This window comes from Marasmitruncus massiliensis (assembly GCF_900186535.1).
In the GTDB taxonomy this organism is placed as follows: domain Bacteria; phylum Bacillota; class Clostridia; order Oscillospirales; family Ruminococcaceae; genus Anaerotruncus; species Anaerotruncus massiliensis_A.
On sequence record NZ_FYDE01000005.1, the window covers coordinates 1 to 14710 of the forward strand.

14 protein-coding genes are annotated in these 14710 nt (G+C 47.7%); 6 read left to right on the forward strand and 8 right to left on the reverse strand.

Going from position 1 to position 14710, the window contains the following annotated elements; translation table 11 throughout:
• Positions 1 to 520: 520 nt before the first annotated feature.
• The 5 genes from C1A10_RS08065 to C1A10_RS08085 form a co-directional block, all read right to left on the reverse strand.
• Entirely contained in the window at positions 521 to 973 is a 453-nt protein-coding gene (locus C1A10_RS08065; RefSeq protein ID WP_101909798.1) for a NanQ anomerase/TabA/YiaL family protein, read from the reverse strand.
• Between the two features lie 14 nt (positions 974 to 987).
• Entirely contained in the window at positions 988 to 1872 is an 885-nt protein-coding gene (gene garR / locus C1A10_RS08070; RefSeq protein WP_101909799.1) for a 2-hydroxy-3-oxopropionate reductase, read from the reverse strand.
• A 29-nt stretch (positions 1873 to 1901) separates the two neighbouring features.
• Positions 1902 to 2876 (reverse strand): D-2-hydroxyacid dehydrogenase, encoded by a 975-nt coding sequence (locus tag C1A10_RS08075; protein WP_101909800.1) that lies wholly within the window; start codon positions 2874 to 2876, stop codon positions 1902 to 1904.
• 33 nt (positions 2877 to 2909) lie between these two features.
• The gene (locus C1A10_RS08080; RefSeq protein ID WP_101909801.1) at positions 2910 to 3926 is read right to left on the reverse strand and encodes a 2-keto-3-deoxygluconate permease; all 1017 of its coding nucleotides are present in this window, start codon (positions 3924 to 3926) and stop codon (positions 2910 to 2912) included.
• Between the two features lie 180 nt (positions 3927 to 4106).
• On the reverse strand, positions 4107 to 5999 hold the full coding sequence (locus C1A10_RS08085; RefSeq protein WP_101909802.1) for a sigma 54-interacting transcriptional regulator: 1893 nt from the start codon (positions 5997 to 5999) through the stop codon (positions 4107 to 4109).
• A gap of 473 nt (positions 6000 to 6472) precedes the next feature.
• Between C1A10_RS08085 and C1A10_RS08090 the strand changes: the two genes are divergently transcribed.
• From C1A10_RS08090 to C1A10_RS08105, 4 genes are read left to right on the forward strand one after another with little or no spacing between them, the layout of a single operon-like run.
• The gene (locus C1A10_RS08090) at positions 6473 to 7084 is read left to right on the forward strand and encodes a hypothetical protein (RefSeq protein ID WP_101909803.1); all 612 of its coding nucleotides are present in this window, start codon (positions 6473 to 6475) and stop codon (positions 7082 to 7084) included.
• A 12-nt stretch (positions 7085 to 7096) separates the two neighbouring features.
• Positions 7097 to 7855: an ABC transporter permease gene (locus C1A10_RS08095; RefSeq protein WP_101909804.1), complete on the forward strand. Its 759-nt coding sequence runs from the start codon at positions 7097 to 7099 to the stop codon at positions 7853 to 7855.
• Positions 7827 to 8564, forward strand: a complete 738-nt coding sequence (locus C1A10_RS08100) for an ABC transporter ATP-binding protein (RefSeq protein ID WP_101909805.1) — start codon at positions 7827 to 7829, stop codon at positions 8562 to 8564. The genes C1A10_RS08095 and C1A10_RS08100 overlap by 29 nt, the downstream gene beginning before the upstream one ends.
• Complete coding sequence (locus C1A10_RS08105) at positions 8561 to 9619, forward strand: ABC transporter substrate-binding protein (RefSeq protein WP_180951057.1); 1059 nt, start codon at positions 8561 to 8563, stop codon at positions 9617 to 9619. Before C1A10_RS08100 ends, C1A10_RS08105 begins: the two co-directional genes overlap by 4 nt.
• Positions 9620 to 10320: 701 nt before the next feature.
• Here C1A10_RS08105 and C1A10_RS08115 read toward each other — a convergent pair.
• The 3 genes from C1A10_RS08115 to C1A10_RS08125 all read right to left on the reverse strand — a co-directional run bounded on the left by C1A10_RS08115 (position 10321) and on the right by C1A10_RS08125 (position 12164).
• Positions 10321 to 10623 (reverse strand): hypothetical protein, encoded by a 303-nt coding sequence (locus C1A10_RS08115; RefSeq protein ID WP_101909807.1) that lies wholly within the window; start codon positions 10621 to 10623, stop codon positions 10321 to 10323.
• On the reverse strand, positions 10604 to 11083 hold the full coding sequence (locus tag C1A10_RS08120; RefSeq protein ID WP_145997713.1) for a polymorphic toxin type 44 domain-containing protein: 480 nt from the start codon (positions 11081 to 11083) through the stop codon (positions 10604 to 10606). Before C1A10_RS08120 ends, C1A10_RS08115 begins: the two co-directional genes overlap by 20 nt.
• Before the next feature lie 184 nt (positions 11084 to 11267).
• Positions 11268 to 12164, reverse strand: a complete 897-nt coding sequence (locus tag C1A10_RS08125) for an AraC family transcriptional regulator (protein WP_101909808.1) — start codon at positions 12162 to 12164, stop codon at positions 11268 to 11270.
• A gap of 154 nt (positions 12165 to 12318) precedes the next feature.
• Here C1A10_RS08125 and C1A10_RS08130 point away from each other — a divergent pair, with 154 nt between their 5' ends.
• Together C1A10_RS08130 and C1A10_RS08135 are read left to right on the forward strand one after the other, a co-directional pair.
• Positions 12319 to 12966, forward strand: a complete 648-nt coding sequence (locus C1A10_RS08130) for an HAD family hydrolase (RefSeq protein ID WP_101909809.1) — start codon at positions 12319 to 12321, stop codon at positions 12964 to 12966.
• A gap of 308 nt (positions 12967 to 13274) precedes the next feature.
• A complete protein-coding gene (locus C1A10_RS08135) occupies positions 13275 to 14681 on the forward strand; it encodes an alanine/glycine:cation symporter family protein (protein ID WP_101909810.1) in 1407 nt (468 codons plus the stop codon).
• Positions 14682 to 14710 lie beyond the last annotated feature (29 nt).

A 14710-nucleotide genomic window follows, 5' to 3' on the forward strand; every position in this document is an offset into this window, starting at 1 on the left:
TAGACCAGTGGCTCGTCCACTATAACACCCAACGACCTCACAGGGGTTACAGAAACCGTGGGAAACGCCCTTTTGATACCGTGTTGGAATTCGCTTCATCTGTTAGACATGACTCTTAGTTATACACACAGATGTCACACCCATATGGGAATTATGTCCCGGAGGGTGTTACTACCCCACCGGCAAATCTGAAAGACTGGATTTTACATGCCAAAATGAAAATCTGTGATACAGTTTTTTGGTTTGCAGATGAAATAGCAGAGCCGGTGGTTGATTAACGCTAAAGCTACAATACAACGCCGAGCCGACCTGTACGGTCCGCCCGGCGTTGTTAATTATCGGCTATTCTATATCCAGCAATCCTTACGCGAATGGTTTAAAAAAGGCATTCATTGATCGATGCGGGGAACGGTTTTATTTAAGCCGTTTCCCGCATAACTGTTGTAAAAATATCCTGCCGGGATATCCCACAACTAAGCGTTGTACCTCGGGGATTTCCCATATATATCCGCCTGATGCTTTAACCCAATCGTACTTTAACCACTGCTTTCACAATGGGTTCCCTGACCTCGTCAATAGCACGTTCCGGCATATGCCCGTCGTCTGGAAGGACAAGGGCAAACAGATCGCCGGTCAGCGTGATCGGCTCACATCCACCTTCAAAGTAATATACATCGTTTTCAGGGTGGGGATCGATCATTTTGAGATTATCGAGGGGGGCATAACAGAAATATTCTTTTCCACTTACCACCATTTGAATATCGGCATAGAGGTGATGGTTCTCCAGTTTACACTCCGCCAGAGGGAAAGAATCATAACGCTTCACAAGAATATATACATCATCCCCGTCAATCGGGTATTTGCCGGTTTCCATTTTGGAGATGTCGTTTTCCTGCAGATATTTCAGCCCGATTTCAAATCTTGCTCCCAGCCCATAATACAAATGGGCATTCTTTAAATGGTCAATAATCATCGTATTTGCTCCTTTTATCCAATTTGTGTACCGGTTAGCTTCTCATAGAATTTTGCAAGCGCACTGTGATCATCCTGCCCGCATCCATCCGCATGCAATGTTTGCAGCATTTCCATTACCGCCGCGGTCAGCGGTACCGGTGCTCCAACTTTATGGGCAGTTTCCAGAGCATTGGTCAGGTCCTTGATATGTAAATCCACCTTAAATCCAGGGATATAATTGTGTGCCAGCATCATGGGGCCTTTGGCGTTCATCACGGTAGAGCCGGCCAGCCCACCCTGAATGGCCTGCAGGACCAATGCCGGATCCACCTTGGCCTTCGCAGCCAACATCAACGCTTCCGCCAGGGCTGCGATGTTTAGCGCAACAATAACCTGATTGGAAAGTTTGGTCGTATTGCCGGCGCCGAGCCCTCCGCAATAAACGGCAGAGGCCCCCATTTTCAGCAAGATATCCTCCTTAACGCGATCAAACACGGCTTCATCACCGCCCACCATAATCGACAAGGTCCCGTCGATCGCTTTCGGCTCGCCCCCGGACACCGGCGCATCAATCATTTTAACACCCAATTTTTCGCACTCCGCTCCGATTTCCTGCGAAACCAGCGGCGCGATGGAAGACATATCAATCAAAATATCGCCTTCCTCAGCACCTTCCGATATCCCGTTTTCGCCGCAGACGACAGCCTTCACATGAGGCGAGTTTGGCAGCATTGTAATGATTGTCCGGCACTGTGCGGCAACATCTTTTGCCGAAGTTCCCGCTTTTGCTCCATCCGCAACCACGGCCGCCACATTTTCCTGCATAATATCAAACACAACAACCTCGTGGCCCGCTTTCAGCAGATTTCTTACCATTGGCTTGCCCATAATGCCCAGCCCAATAAAACCCAGCTTCATATTTTGTGCTCTCCTTTACGCAATTGACTTCAGGGATTAACAACGTTAATCACACTGCCGTTTATAAACGCCTTGAGGTTATCCACAGCCGTCCCCATCAGCCGGGCACGGGAGGCGTGAGGCGCCCAGGAAAGGTGGGGTGTTATGATGCAGTTTTCAATTCCTAACAGCGGGCTGTCCGCAGGCATGGGCTCAGTCATGATCACATCCAGACCGGCGCCGGCGACCTTGCCGTTTTTAAGCGCCTCCGCCAAATCCTCTTCAACCACCAGAGGGCCGCGGGAATTGTTGATGAGCATCACGCCGTCCTTCATCTTCGCAATTGACTCTTTATTGATCATTCCCTTATTGGCGGGTGTCTGCGGGCAATGGAGCACCACAACGTCGGATTGCGCCAGCAACTCATCCAAAGAGCAGTAACGCAATGTGGCGGATTCCACCGAAGGATCCTGACATTCGTCATAAGCCAGTACTTTCATGCCCAGAGCCTGGGCCAGCCTGGCGGTAGCCTTTCCGATACGCCCAAGGCCGATGATGCCCATGGTCATACCGTCCAGTTCAATCAGCGGATAATTCCAGAAGCAATAATCCCGGCACTTTATCCAATCTCCCTGCTGTACTGCCCGGTTATGTTCGCCCACATGGTGGCACAGCTCCAACAGCAGCGCAATCGCTGTCTGCGCAACGGCAGCGGTCCCGTAGATCGGAACATTGCATACAGGTATCCCCAGTTCTTTGGCGGCAGCCGTGTCCACCACATTGAAGCCGGTGGCCATCACGCCGATAAACCGGATATTGGGGGCCCTGGTTAATATTTCTTTTGTCAGCGGTGTTTTGTTTGTGTACACCGCCTCAGCATCTCCAATGCGTTCCAAAATCAGATCCGCCTGCGCCGGGTCGCTGGTGGTTCTGTCATATACCGTGACGTCGCCCAGCTCCTTCAGCGCATCCCAGCTCAAATCCCCGGGATTCAGCGTATATCCATCCAGTACAACAATCTTCATACTTTTCTCCTTTTCATTTCATACTTATATGTACTACGCCTGCGCCGTCTGCGGGCTATCCGAATGCAGCGCCGCCTGCGTCTCCTGTAACATCCGATCCTTTTCACTCAGCCAGTCCGGATGCTTTATGAGATTGCGCTTGTAAACGTATGTTGTTAAAATCGGGATACAGATGGCGGAGGTAATCATCGAGGCGGCAACGTAAGGGGTGGCCCTGGTGGCAACTTCCATGAGACTCGGGTCCACGGCAGCAATGGCCAGCGGTACGCCAACCGCATTTCCGGCTGTGCTGGAGCAGGCCGCACCCGCAACACCGGTACCGCCCGTAAGCCGGTCCGAAAAGATGTTCAGCGCGCCGCCGATTCCTACCGTAATAAGCCCCAGTACGATGCCCATCGGGCCTGCGGTCAGGATCATACCGAAGTTGAGCCGCGTACCCATGGCCAATGCCATAAATGGAATCATAATGCTTCCGCCGCTGGTAAGGAAATCACGCATATCGGGATCCAGATTTCCAAGGATCATTCCGACGATAATCGGAACGATAACGCCAACCAGTTCCATAAACGGGATGTTGGCAATTCCTGCGGTTCCCAGCGCGATCATGGTGAGGAATGGGCCGTCGTTGATTGATAAAACAGATATGGCGCCGATTTCCTCTTTGGAGCCGAATTCGGCTGTAAGCGCAGCAAATAAACCGCCATTGGTATTGGACACAGCCGAGACAATCGCCAGAGCAGACAGCCCCAATAAGCCGCTGGGGCCCATAAACCGGTCTACGAGAATGCCAAGCGCAACAGCAAAGGCGTATTTTGTCAGAGTGGTTACGGCACCAATTTTAAGCGCTTTCGGTGCAGATTTATAAGTCATACCGGCGCCCATACAAACAAGGAATGCACCAATGAAAACGTTGTGGTTATTCATAATTTCGGTTACAAATCCACCAATCTGAAATACCTGGGGGAAAAAAGTATTGATTGTTGCGGATATAAGCATTGGGACTACCATCATGCCGCCTGGAACTTTTTCAATTGTTTTCTTGATTCGCATGTTAAACCCTCCTGCTCAGTAATGATGTTGATAATTGTAAGGCCCCGGTGCACTCAAGGCCTCTCTAAAATATAAAGCAATTATGATGCCAAAGCATTTTTCTTAAAAATAACAGCCAGATAAGCAAAATTTAAACAAAAATGCTTATCTAGCTGTTCAGAAAATATACGCATGTGTAAATTATTTATCCATCTCCATATCGCAAACAGATAAATGTTTATTCAGGGTGACTCGTGTGATACCCAGCCGATGCGCTGTTTTTGTTTTGTTATAGCCCTCTTCCTTCAGTACGGCAAGGATGACGGAGCGGGATATTTCCTCCAGGGTGCCTTCCAACGGGAGAGAGTCATCCGCAGTTTCCTTATCGCGCATCTCCAGCTGAAGATGCGCAATGTCTTTCTCCCGGAAAATGCCATTTTCCGATGAGAGAACCATCTTCTGTACCGCATTTTCCAGCTGGCGCACATTGCCGGGCCAGTCATAGCCACATAAATGCCGCATGACATTATCCTCCATCTGCAGCGGGGGAAGGCAATATTTGCGGCAGCATTTTTTGGCGAAATGCCGTATCAGCAATGAGATGTCATCCCTCCGCTCCCTGAGGGGCGGGATGTTAATGTTGAGCACACTGATCCGGTAATACAAATCCTCGCGGAACAGGTTGGCATCAACTGCATGGAACAGCTTTTTGTTGGATGCCGCGATTATGCGGACATTTACCGGCACAATGCTGTCCCCACCCAGCCGCATCACCTCCCGCTCCTGCAAAACACGTAGAATTTTAGACTGTATGCTCATATCCATTTCGGTGATTTCATCCAAAAAGAGAGTGCCATTATGCGCAAGCTCAAACATCCCTTTCCGGCCCCCTTTTTTGGCGCCGGTAAACGCTCCCTCATCATAACCGAACAGCGTGCTCTCCAGCAGGCTGGGCGGAAGCGTAGCACAATTGATGGCGATAAACGGGCCGTTTTTTCTTTCGCTATGATTATGTATGGATTGGGCAAACAGCTCTTTGCCGGTACCGCTCTCCCCATAAATCAGTACTGTGATATCCACCCGTGCATATTTTTTAGAAAGGTTAATTGCATCCCGTATGGTCTCGCTGTTCCCTAAAATATCGTCAAACCGGTGTTTCGCCACCAGCCCGCGCTTGGAAAGCGTTTGGCGGATCTTCTGCTCCAGTTCCTGGATTTTAGTTACATCCTCACAGGTTATCGCTACGCCCTTGCATTTTTCCTCTACTATAATTGGGACAGTATTGGCCACAATCATAGTTCCTTGTACCCGCACAATCTGTTTTGATATGCTGCGGCCGCCACTAAGCACCGATTGAATATCAATATCCGGCAGGATGGTGTTCAGGTGTGCCCTCATTACATCCTGTGTGGATCTTTGCAACAGGCTTTCTGCAATGCGGTTAAACATCACAATCCGTGAATGCTCATCGGTGACGATAATCCCTTCATTCAGATGTTCCAAAATTGCATTGATGCGGGAGTTTTTTTCCCGCTCGTGCAAAATTGCGGAGCAAATCTTTTCCGCCTTATCGATACCCTCTTCAACCGATTCTATGCCGGACTTGATAAGTTCCACCGCCAGCCCCTTGCGCTTTGCAACCCGCACGGCCACCGTATCCCCCACAACGACATCAATATCCATTCCCCGGATATTGTCTATCTTTTCCTCAATTTCATGTTCAAAAGTAAAGGGAAAATAGCAAATATCCAGCCCCATGATCTCTTCAATGATCTTAACGCCGGAAATGACATTTTCCGCACCGATCACAGCAATCCGATTATTTTTGTATTTGTATACGGCCCTCAGGATATCGTAGGCGCATACCTCTACCTCGACGACCGGCAGCTTGAAGGATTTCCTGAGCAAGCGTGCTGTGCCGCCCCGGCATATGATTACCTCTTTGTTGGAAAGATCGCATTGTTCAATACGCCGTACCGCTTCATACAGCTCGCCCGATACAATTTCCATGTTTTCGCCCCGCTGCTCTGCCACCAGATGAGCAATCTCAGACATCTCTGTATAGGTAGCCACAAATAAAATTTTATTAAGCATGCTGCTCTCCCTTCCTCCGATGATAGGACATCCTTTCAATCTGCCGGATGGCAAATCTCTGCTGCCTGTTATCTTCTATCTGTATATCTGGAAAGAACTTAATATGATTAAGCATTTTCCCCATTAAATTCAAACATTTAATTGTATTTACGTGATATTATGTTAACATTACAAATTATATATTTCAATATAAATCCTCTAAAGCTATACTTTTTCTAAAAAAGAGCAGGTTTCTTTCCATATAGAAGTTGGTCGGCTTTCAAAGTTGAATTTTGATATTTATACTCTAAAAATTTATAGCAAAAGGGCATAAAAATCGCGGGCTTTCCGATAATGATTACCCGCCTTATTTTCGTAAGTAATCAAGTCTTGAATAAATACGATGTTAAATACTTGTCAAAATGACTTGACAGAAAGAAGAAATCGCGTTAAAATTCAAGTTAGCAATTGCTAACGCTAAATCAGGAGGCATTGTGCGTAAATTTTTATGGATAAACCCGGTCGCATCTGAAATGTATGGCACCCCAGAGTTAAAAGAAGAATTGGCGAAAAAAGGGTTTGAGATCGTCACCTGTCGGCAGGATCATATTGCTGCCGTAAAAAAGAAATATCGGCTCGCTATTGAAACGGCTCACACATGTGTCGCAGATATGAGATGTCCCATGGCTGTAAGCTACATAAAAAAAACCTATGCCCCTGACTTTTTGGAGTATCCCGATATCGAACCGATTCTAATGCATTGTGCGAGGGAGCTGCATGAAAGACTGTCTGGAAAGGGTTTTTTATACATTACCACACCCTGCACAGCACTGCGAGAACTTGGGAACAGTATCGGGCTGCCAAAGGTCAGGTTTTACACTTGGGCAGAGTTTGCACAGCTGGAAGGGATTCCACTGCGCAGAAAAATATTGGATATCAGTCCTATTCCGCCAGGTTTCTTTGCAGAATACGGAAAACAGGCAGGCGTGTTGGACAGCCGGGAAAAGATTGACCTTCACTTTTCCTCCCTGCCAAAGCCTACAGAAAAAAAGGTGCTGGAACTGCTGTACTGCCCCCGCGGCTGCCACAACGGCGACGGAGTATAGGGGGAAGAAATTATGAAGACTTTTTGGAAAGCGGTTTTACCTGTGGCGGTGTTGCTTTTACTATGGCAGGCGGCGTGCAACATGGAAATATGGAGCCAATATGTTTTACCCAGCCCGCAGCGGGTATTCCAATCGTTCGAAGCCATGCTGCGGGACGGAACGCTGTTCCGGCATATTCTTGTCAGCTTGTGGCGCGTGCTTTCCGGTTTTTCCATAGCGTTTGTGCTGGCGTTCCTGCTGGGAATTCTGGCCGGTGTACATCCCGCCTCTGCCCCGTTCTATAAGCACATCGTGGAATTTATGCGCAATGTGCCGCCCCTGAGCCTGATTGCGCTTTTGATCCTGTGGTTTGGCATTGGGGAAACCTCCAAACTGATTATCATTGTGCTGGCCTCGTTCTTTCCGATGTTTTTAAACATCAAAAAAGGGCTGGCTGCCTGCGACGTCAAGCTTCTGGAGGTGGGGCGTTCCCTTAATTTCTCTGAAACGCAGCTTTTTCTGAAAATCAGGCTGCCGAACGCCCTGCCGGACATTCTGGTTGGGATGCGCGTGGGACTTGGCTACAGTTGGCGCGCCATTATTGGCGCGGAGATGATCGCGGCCTCCAGCGGGCTCGGATACCTGATTCTGGATGCGCAGCAGATGTCCCGCTCCGATAAGGTGATCGTTGGGATTTTCGTCATCGGCCTTGTGGGGTTTCTATGTGACCGCCTGTTTTCCTATGCGATACAAAAGGTGCTGCATGGAGGTGTTGACGATAGCTGGAGTTAAGATCGAAACGCTGTGCAAAAATTATCAGGTGGCTGATAAACAGCTGCCGGTGCTCAACGGCCTGACAGCGGAATTTCCGGAGGAAAGCATTACCGTGATTCTCGGCAGGAGCGGCTGCGGCAAGACCACGCTGCTGCGGATTTTGGGCGGGTTGGAAGGATATGACAGCGGTTCTCTCACGGTGCCGCACCACAGCAAAATTGGCATGGTCTTTCAGGAGCCCCGGTTGATGCCATGGCTGACCGTCTGGAAAAACATTGTGTTCGGTCTGCCAAAAGGCCGCGTCTCCGAACAGGCGGTACGTGCACTGATCGAGACGGTAGGTTTATCGGGTTTTGAAAAAGCCTATCCCGCACAGTTGTCCGGCGGAATGCAGCAGCGGGCCGCTTTAGCGCGCGCACTGGCCTATGATCCCGAGCTTATCTTAATGGACGAGCCTTTCGCCGCGCTGGATTACTTTACGAGGGAAACCATGCAGAACGAATTGATCCGCATTTACTCCCTGCAAAAAAAGAGCGTTGTTTTTGTAACGCACAGCATCGACGAGGCGCTTCTGATCGGGCAAAAAATCTTCATTCTGGATCATGGCCGTGCAGAGCGGGAATTTTCCCTGTCCGGTTTTCCTTATCCAAGAGAGCTTCTTTCCCCCGAGTTAATCGGGATAAAGAAGGAGATTATAACCATTATGAAACAAAGGAGCAGTCTATGAAACGCATTTTATCCGTACTGATGTCCACCCTGATCGCCGCTTCCGTATTAACCGCTTGCACCGGTTCCGGCCAGCCGCAGACAGGAGGGGAATCTTCCTCCGCCGTGTCCGAAACTTCCGTACCGGAGACTTCCTCTTCTGAAGTCTCCCCGTCCGGGGATTCACAGGAGACTCCGCAGTTCACTGTGGATAAAATCGGCATCACCTATGTAAAATCCCCGCTCAATGTTCCCTCGATCGTGGAAAAGGAGAAAGGCATCTTCAGTGAAGCATTCTCCGAATACGGACTCCCGGTGGAATATTCCAATCTGACAACCGGCCCGGAACAGACACAGGCACTGGCCTCCGGAGATATTCAGTTTCTCTATGCGGTAGGAGCCACTTCCGTGATCCTGTCCGCAGCAAACGGCGCCGATATCAAGATTCTCAGCATGTACAGCCGTTCCCCGGAAGCCTTCCGTCTGTTTACCGGAAAAGATAGCGCCATCCAGTCTGCAGCGGACCTGAAAGGTAAAAAGATTGCCGGTCCAAAAGGCACTATCCTGCATGAACTTCTGGTCGCCTATCTGGCGACAGCCGGTTTGGCAGAAAGCGATGTAGAATTTGTTTCCATGGGAATTCCGGATGCACAGGCGGCACTGGTCGGCGGCGCAGTGGACTGCGCGCTTCTGGCAGGCCCGACAGCCTACAACATGGCAAAAGACGGTTATCAGATTGTCACGACCGGGGAAGGTCTTGTAGACGCAACTATTGTAGTTGCCGCCAGCGGTGAATTTTACGAAAAAAATCCGCTTCTGGTCAATCGCTTCATCGAAGCGCAGGCGCAAATCCAGCAATACATGAAGCAAAACCCGGAAGAAATTCTTGAAATGACCGCAAAGGAGACCGAACTGAGCATTGACGCGGTCAAAGAGATGTTCCCAATGTACGACTTCAGCACAGAAATTACAGATCAGGACATCGCATCTATGAAAAAGACCGAGCAATTTATGAGGGATAACGCAATGATCGAAAATGCGGTGGATATCGATAGCTTAATCCTGAAAGTAGAATAAGCAGGAGCGTGCAGGAAGAATAACCCTAAGGCATAGGTTCAATCCTGCCCACGCAATCACGAAGAAGTGGCTTAAACACTAGATTTAAGCCACTTCTTTGTTTTTTCTTGAGAATTTTAATCAGAATAAACATCAATACATTCCACAGCGGCTTTATGGGCGGGTCTGTTTTTTTATGCATGTGTTTGTTCATGGCGCAAAACTCCTGCCGTAAAGATAGATGAATAAACACGCACAAAAGATTGGATAGAGGGAAAGTGTGGAAAATAACAAAGGAATAAACCCTCTTAAAAACCGCCCTTTTCGTACGCTGACAATCATAAATACATAAGACCATATAATTGATATAAACGGATAAAGAATAATAACTGTAAAAATGCCCAATGAATTTATAATAGTAGCAAAATCCATATCAAATAGAACCATGGGAAAAACGAAACCACGGGAAACAGCAGCGGAATAAACCCTCTCAGGAACTGCTCTTTTCGTACGCTGACAATCATAAATACGTAAGACCATATGACCGAAATAAACAGATAAAGAACGATCATTTTAAAATTGCCTAGCGATTCTGATACAGTAATAAAAGCCATGCCGCAGAAAACCGAAAAAATGCTCTGCCATAAAACCGCTGTTTTCCACAGCGGTTTTATGGGCGGGGTTGTTTTTTCATGCATGTGTTTTTTCATGCATGTGTTTTTTCATGGCGCGAAACTCCTGCCGTAAAGATAGATGAATAAAAATCCAAAGAAAAGTGGATAGAGGGAAAGTGTAGAAAATAACAACGGGATGAGGCCTCTAAAATATTGTTTTTTACGTATGCTGATGATCATAAAGATAAAAGACCAGACAAAAGAGATTAACGTAAAAATTCCAGCTTCCGGCAATACTTGTGTAGAAAGCAAATGTGCACATGGTAAGGCAAGAATGCTCTGCCATAAAACCGCTGTTTTCCACAGCGGTTTTATGGGTGGGTCTGTTTTTTCATACATGTGTTTGTACATACAGCATTACCCCCTGCAGAATTCTATATTGATCTCTCGGATCGTCGTCAAAAGTACCGCTGAATTCCGGCTTTGAGGTCCCCGCTGTCCGCTGTGCGTAGCCGGCGCCCGCAAATAAGAAACTATCCGGAATTCCCAGATATTTTCCAAAATACCCGTACGTGATGTTTCCGAGCGCATCCTGATCCACAATTTCCCCGTCGAAAATAAAGCCGGAGTTATTTTTGTAGGGTTCACGGTTTTTTAAGTCCAGTTCGCCGCCGTTACTTACAATATCCTTGAAAAAGAAGATGTTTTTAGCCCAGTGCCTTTGGCTTTCCTCCCGGTATTTTTCTTCATACTCTTTCATGAGCTGCAGGATTTCCCCGGTTGTATCCCTGCCAATTTCATAATAGCTGTACGGCTTGAAAAAATCAACAGTAAATTGGGGCACCCCGTTAATCGGAGGATGCTCCATCATGATCTGGTACGCCTGCAGGATAATCGCATTGTACTGGCTGGAAAAATCCGCGCTGTCGCGTATTTTCCTTTCACTTGCAGGGAAAAAGCGGGCTAAATTTGCATTAAAACGGAAAATCCGATTATTTTTAGAACATAATTTATGTTAATATATGCTTTCAAAAAAGCATTCTGTGTATTTGACGTTACTTTCCTGTCTCCCGGGCTCTTTTGTATTCGCGGGGCGTAATCCCCATATACCGCTTAAACACTTCCGTATAGTAACTGGCACTTGTGAACCCTACGGAAAGTGCCGTTTCGGTTATGGTGCCGTCAGGTTTTTCCAGCAAGGCGATGCTTTGTTCAACCCGGTACCGCAGCAGATATTCAAAGGGTGTTTCACGCATGTAATCTTTAAACGAATGGCTGCATTCGCTTTTGGATACGTTCGCCGCCCGCGCCATGTCGTACAAGGTAATTTTTGACCGGTAGTTCCCATGGATATAGGACAGGATACTTTTCATCCTGTCATACTTTTCGGCATGGATGTCCGGACTCAGATGACAGTCTTTTTCATTGATATAAAAGAGTTTCCAAACGGAGAGAAGCAGTGCGGTAATCTCCAGTTCAAAGCCGAGCGGCCGCTCGCGATAAAGCAGCTCCATTCCCCGAATCTTCTCCAAAACCGTGCTCTGCCAATCGCCGTCATCGTGAAATAAAAAAGACGGTAACGACGGGTTCTCCAATATCGGATCAATATACCGCTTCCTGATGATGCCTTCCTCTCGCCCGAACATCGACGGGTCCAGCGTGATGGCAAAATACGAGCAGCTTTGATCGTCAATTGCCCATCCCATGTGCAAAGCGTTCGCATTTGAAAACAAGCACTCGCCGGCTGATACGATATAGTCTTTATGGTTCACCTGAATCTTGATCTTTCCGGAATACACATAGGCTAATTCGATCTCTTTGTGCCAATGGCAGGCAAACCGTTTCCCGTCGTAATAGAGGATATCTTCATAACCGATACTGAAAGGAAACTCCGCCGTTCCGTGCATTTTGACTTCCCGCTGGCTTTCATCCGTAACAATCTCCCGCTCCATTCCCGCGCCCCCAATTTTGCAAGATACTGATATAATAAAGCAAAAAATCGATATCACATAGCAGTTACCTGCATTATACTAGCATTAGGGCAGATGTCAACTGCCTGAACGGAAGCATTAGCGCAGAAGCGGCGGTAAAGGATGGTGTGACAACATGCTGCAATGTATTATTTTTGATATGGACGGTACAATTGCCGATACGCTGCCGTTATGCATCACCTGTTTTCGTAAGTCGATTGAAACCATCTCCAAAAAACGGCTGACAGACAAGGAAATTATCGATACATTCGGGCCTTCTGAAGAAGGAACCATTTCCGCATTGCTGCCTGATCACTTTGAGGAAGGCTTAAACCTCTATTTAAAGTATTATGGGGAACTCCACCCGGTGATGTGCCCCAGACCGTTTTATGGAATCGCCGCTTTGTTCTTTCTGATGAAGCGCGCTGGTGTCAGGATTGCGCTTGTAACCGGGAAAGGCGGAAAGTCCCTGAAGATTACTTTGCGGGTTTTAGGATTAGAGAACTGGTTTGACCTGATGGAAACCGGGAAACCGGAAGGCCCAAGCAAACCGGAAGGCATACAAAGGGTACTGGATGCGCTCAAAATCCTTCCAAGTGAGGCGGTATATATCGGAGACGCGCCCAGCGATATCCTTGCCGCACGAAAAGTTGACGTACCGGTCATTTCCGCCGCATGGGCAGGGACAGCCGACATTGAGGATTTGCGAAAGCAAAAACCCGATCAGATTTGCTTCACGGTAAGAGATTTGATCGTATATTTGCGTTCAGCTTACGGTCTTTGACAGGATGAAATCGCCTCTATTTGAGCCACCCGCCAGTCGGGTGGTTTTTCATATCTCCCGACCTATCCTGCGGGCTCCGTTCGCCTCTTTTTGTTTATTTCAGGCTTCTGTCGTCAGCAACAGGCCCTGCATTTCAGTATTTTAAATCGATAAGGAATTTTTTGTGTGAATTGCTTGTGTATGAAATGAAATTATGATAAAATATATTAAATTTTTTGTTCTCTTTGTGTGTTGTGTTTTACATGCAAATAGCGCAAAAATCAGCGAAAGTGCGTTTGAGGTAAGTCGAATTTTGAGGAGGAGTTGTATTGTTAAAGCAGATTAACAGCTGGATTAATTATGTCGATGGAATTGTTTGGGGCCTTCCGCTGATTTTATTGGTAATGGCAGTGGGCATCCTGTTAACCTTACGCACGGGTGTGCTTCAGGTGCGGCATCTTCCGAAAGCGCTGAAGTTCATGGTGAAAAACGAAGAGGGCGGAACCGGTGAAGTTACAAGCTTTGGAGCTTTGTGCACCGCCCTTTCTGCGACAATTGGAACAGGCAATATCGTCGGAGTCGCTACGGCACTTGTATCCGGCGGCCCCGGGGCATTGTTCTGGATGTGGATGGCCGCATTTTTTGGGATGGCTACAAAATATGCTGAAGGGCTTCTGGCGATCAAGTTTCGTAAAATCGAGCCGGACGGCCATGTTTTGGGCGGGCCATTCTATTACATTGAAAACGGCATGGGGAAAAACTGGAAATGGCTTGCGAAGCTGTTTGCCTTTTTGGGCGCTGCCGCCGGTCTGTTCGGTATTGGTACCTTCGTTCAGGTAAACGGCATTACCTCGTCTATTCAAAACTTTTTTGACGCCGGCAATGTAAATACAGTAAATTTGTTTGGACGTCCCTATTCCTGGGCTGTTATCATCGGAGGCTTAATCGTCACCCTGTGTGCCGGGCTGGTGATCATCGGCGGCATCAAAAGGATTGCAAGCGTCTCTCAGATCGTCGTGCCGTTTATGGCAATTATCTATGTCCTGATTTGCCTGATCATTTTAATCGGCAATCTCTCAAAAATCCCTGCTGCTATTGTTGAGATCTTTCAATCCGCATTTGGTCTCAGAGCGGTTGCCGGAGGAGCGCTTGGCACAATGCTTATAGCGATGCAAAAAGGTGTGGCAAGAGGTATTTTCTCAAACGAATCAGGGCTTGGAAGCGCTCCGATTGCCGCTGCGGCCGCGCAGACAAAGGAGCCCGTCAGACAGGGGCTTGTTTCAATGACCGGTACCTTTATTGATACCATCATCATCTGCACGATGACCGGTTTAAGCATTGTTCTGACCGGTACCTGGAATATTGGTTTGGAAGGTGTTTCCGTCACTACGGCGGCTTTTCAGCAGGGGCTTCCGTTTAACTCCAATATTTCTTCGTTTATTCTTATGATGTGCCTTGTCTTTTTCGCTTTCACCACAATTATCGGCTGGAACTACTATGGCGAACGCTGTCTTGAATACTTTGTGAACGGAAAACAGACTGCCATCCTTATTTACCGCTGGTTATACATTTTCGCTGTGTTTATCGGCCCTTACATGACAGTTGAGGCGGTTTGGAATATTTCCGATATTTTTAACGGAATGATGGCTTTCCCGAATCTGATTGCATTAATTGCTTTGAGCGGTGTTGTTGTCCGGGAAACCAAAGCATATTTCGAGCAGAATACAAAAATCTGACAGCCAAATCTTTTATCAAGTGCCCAGCC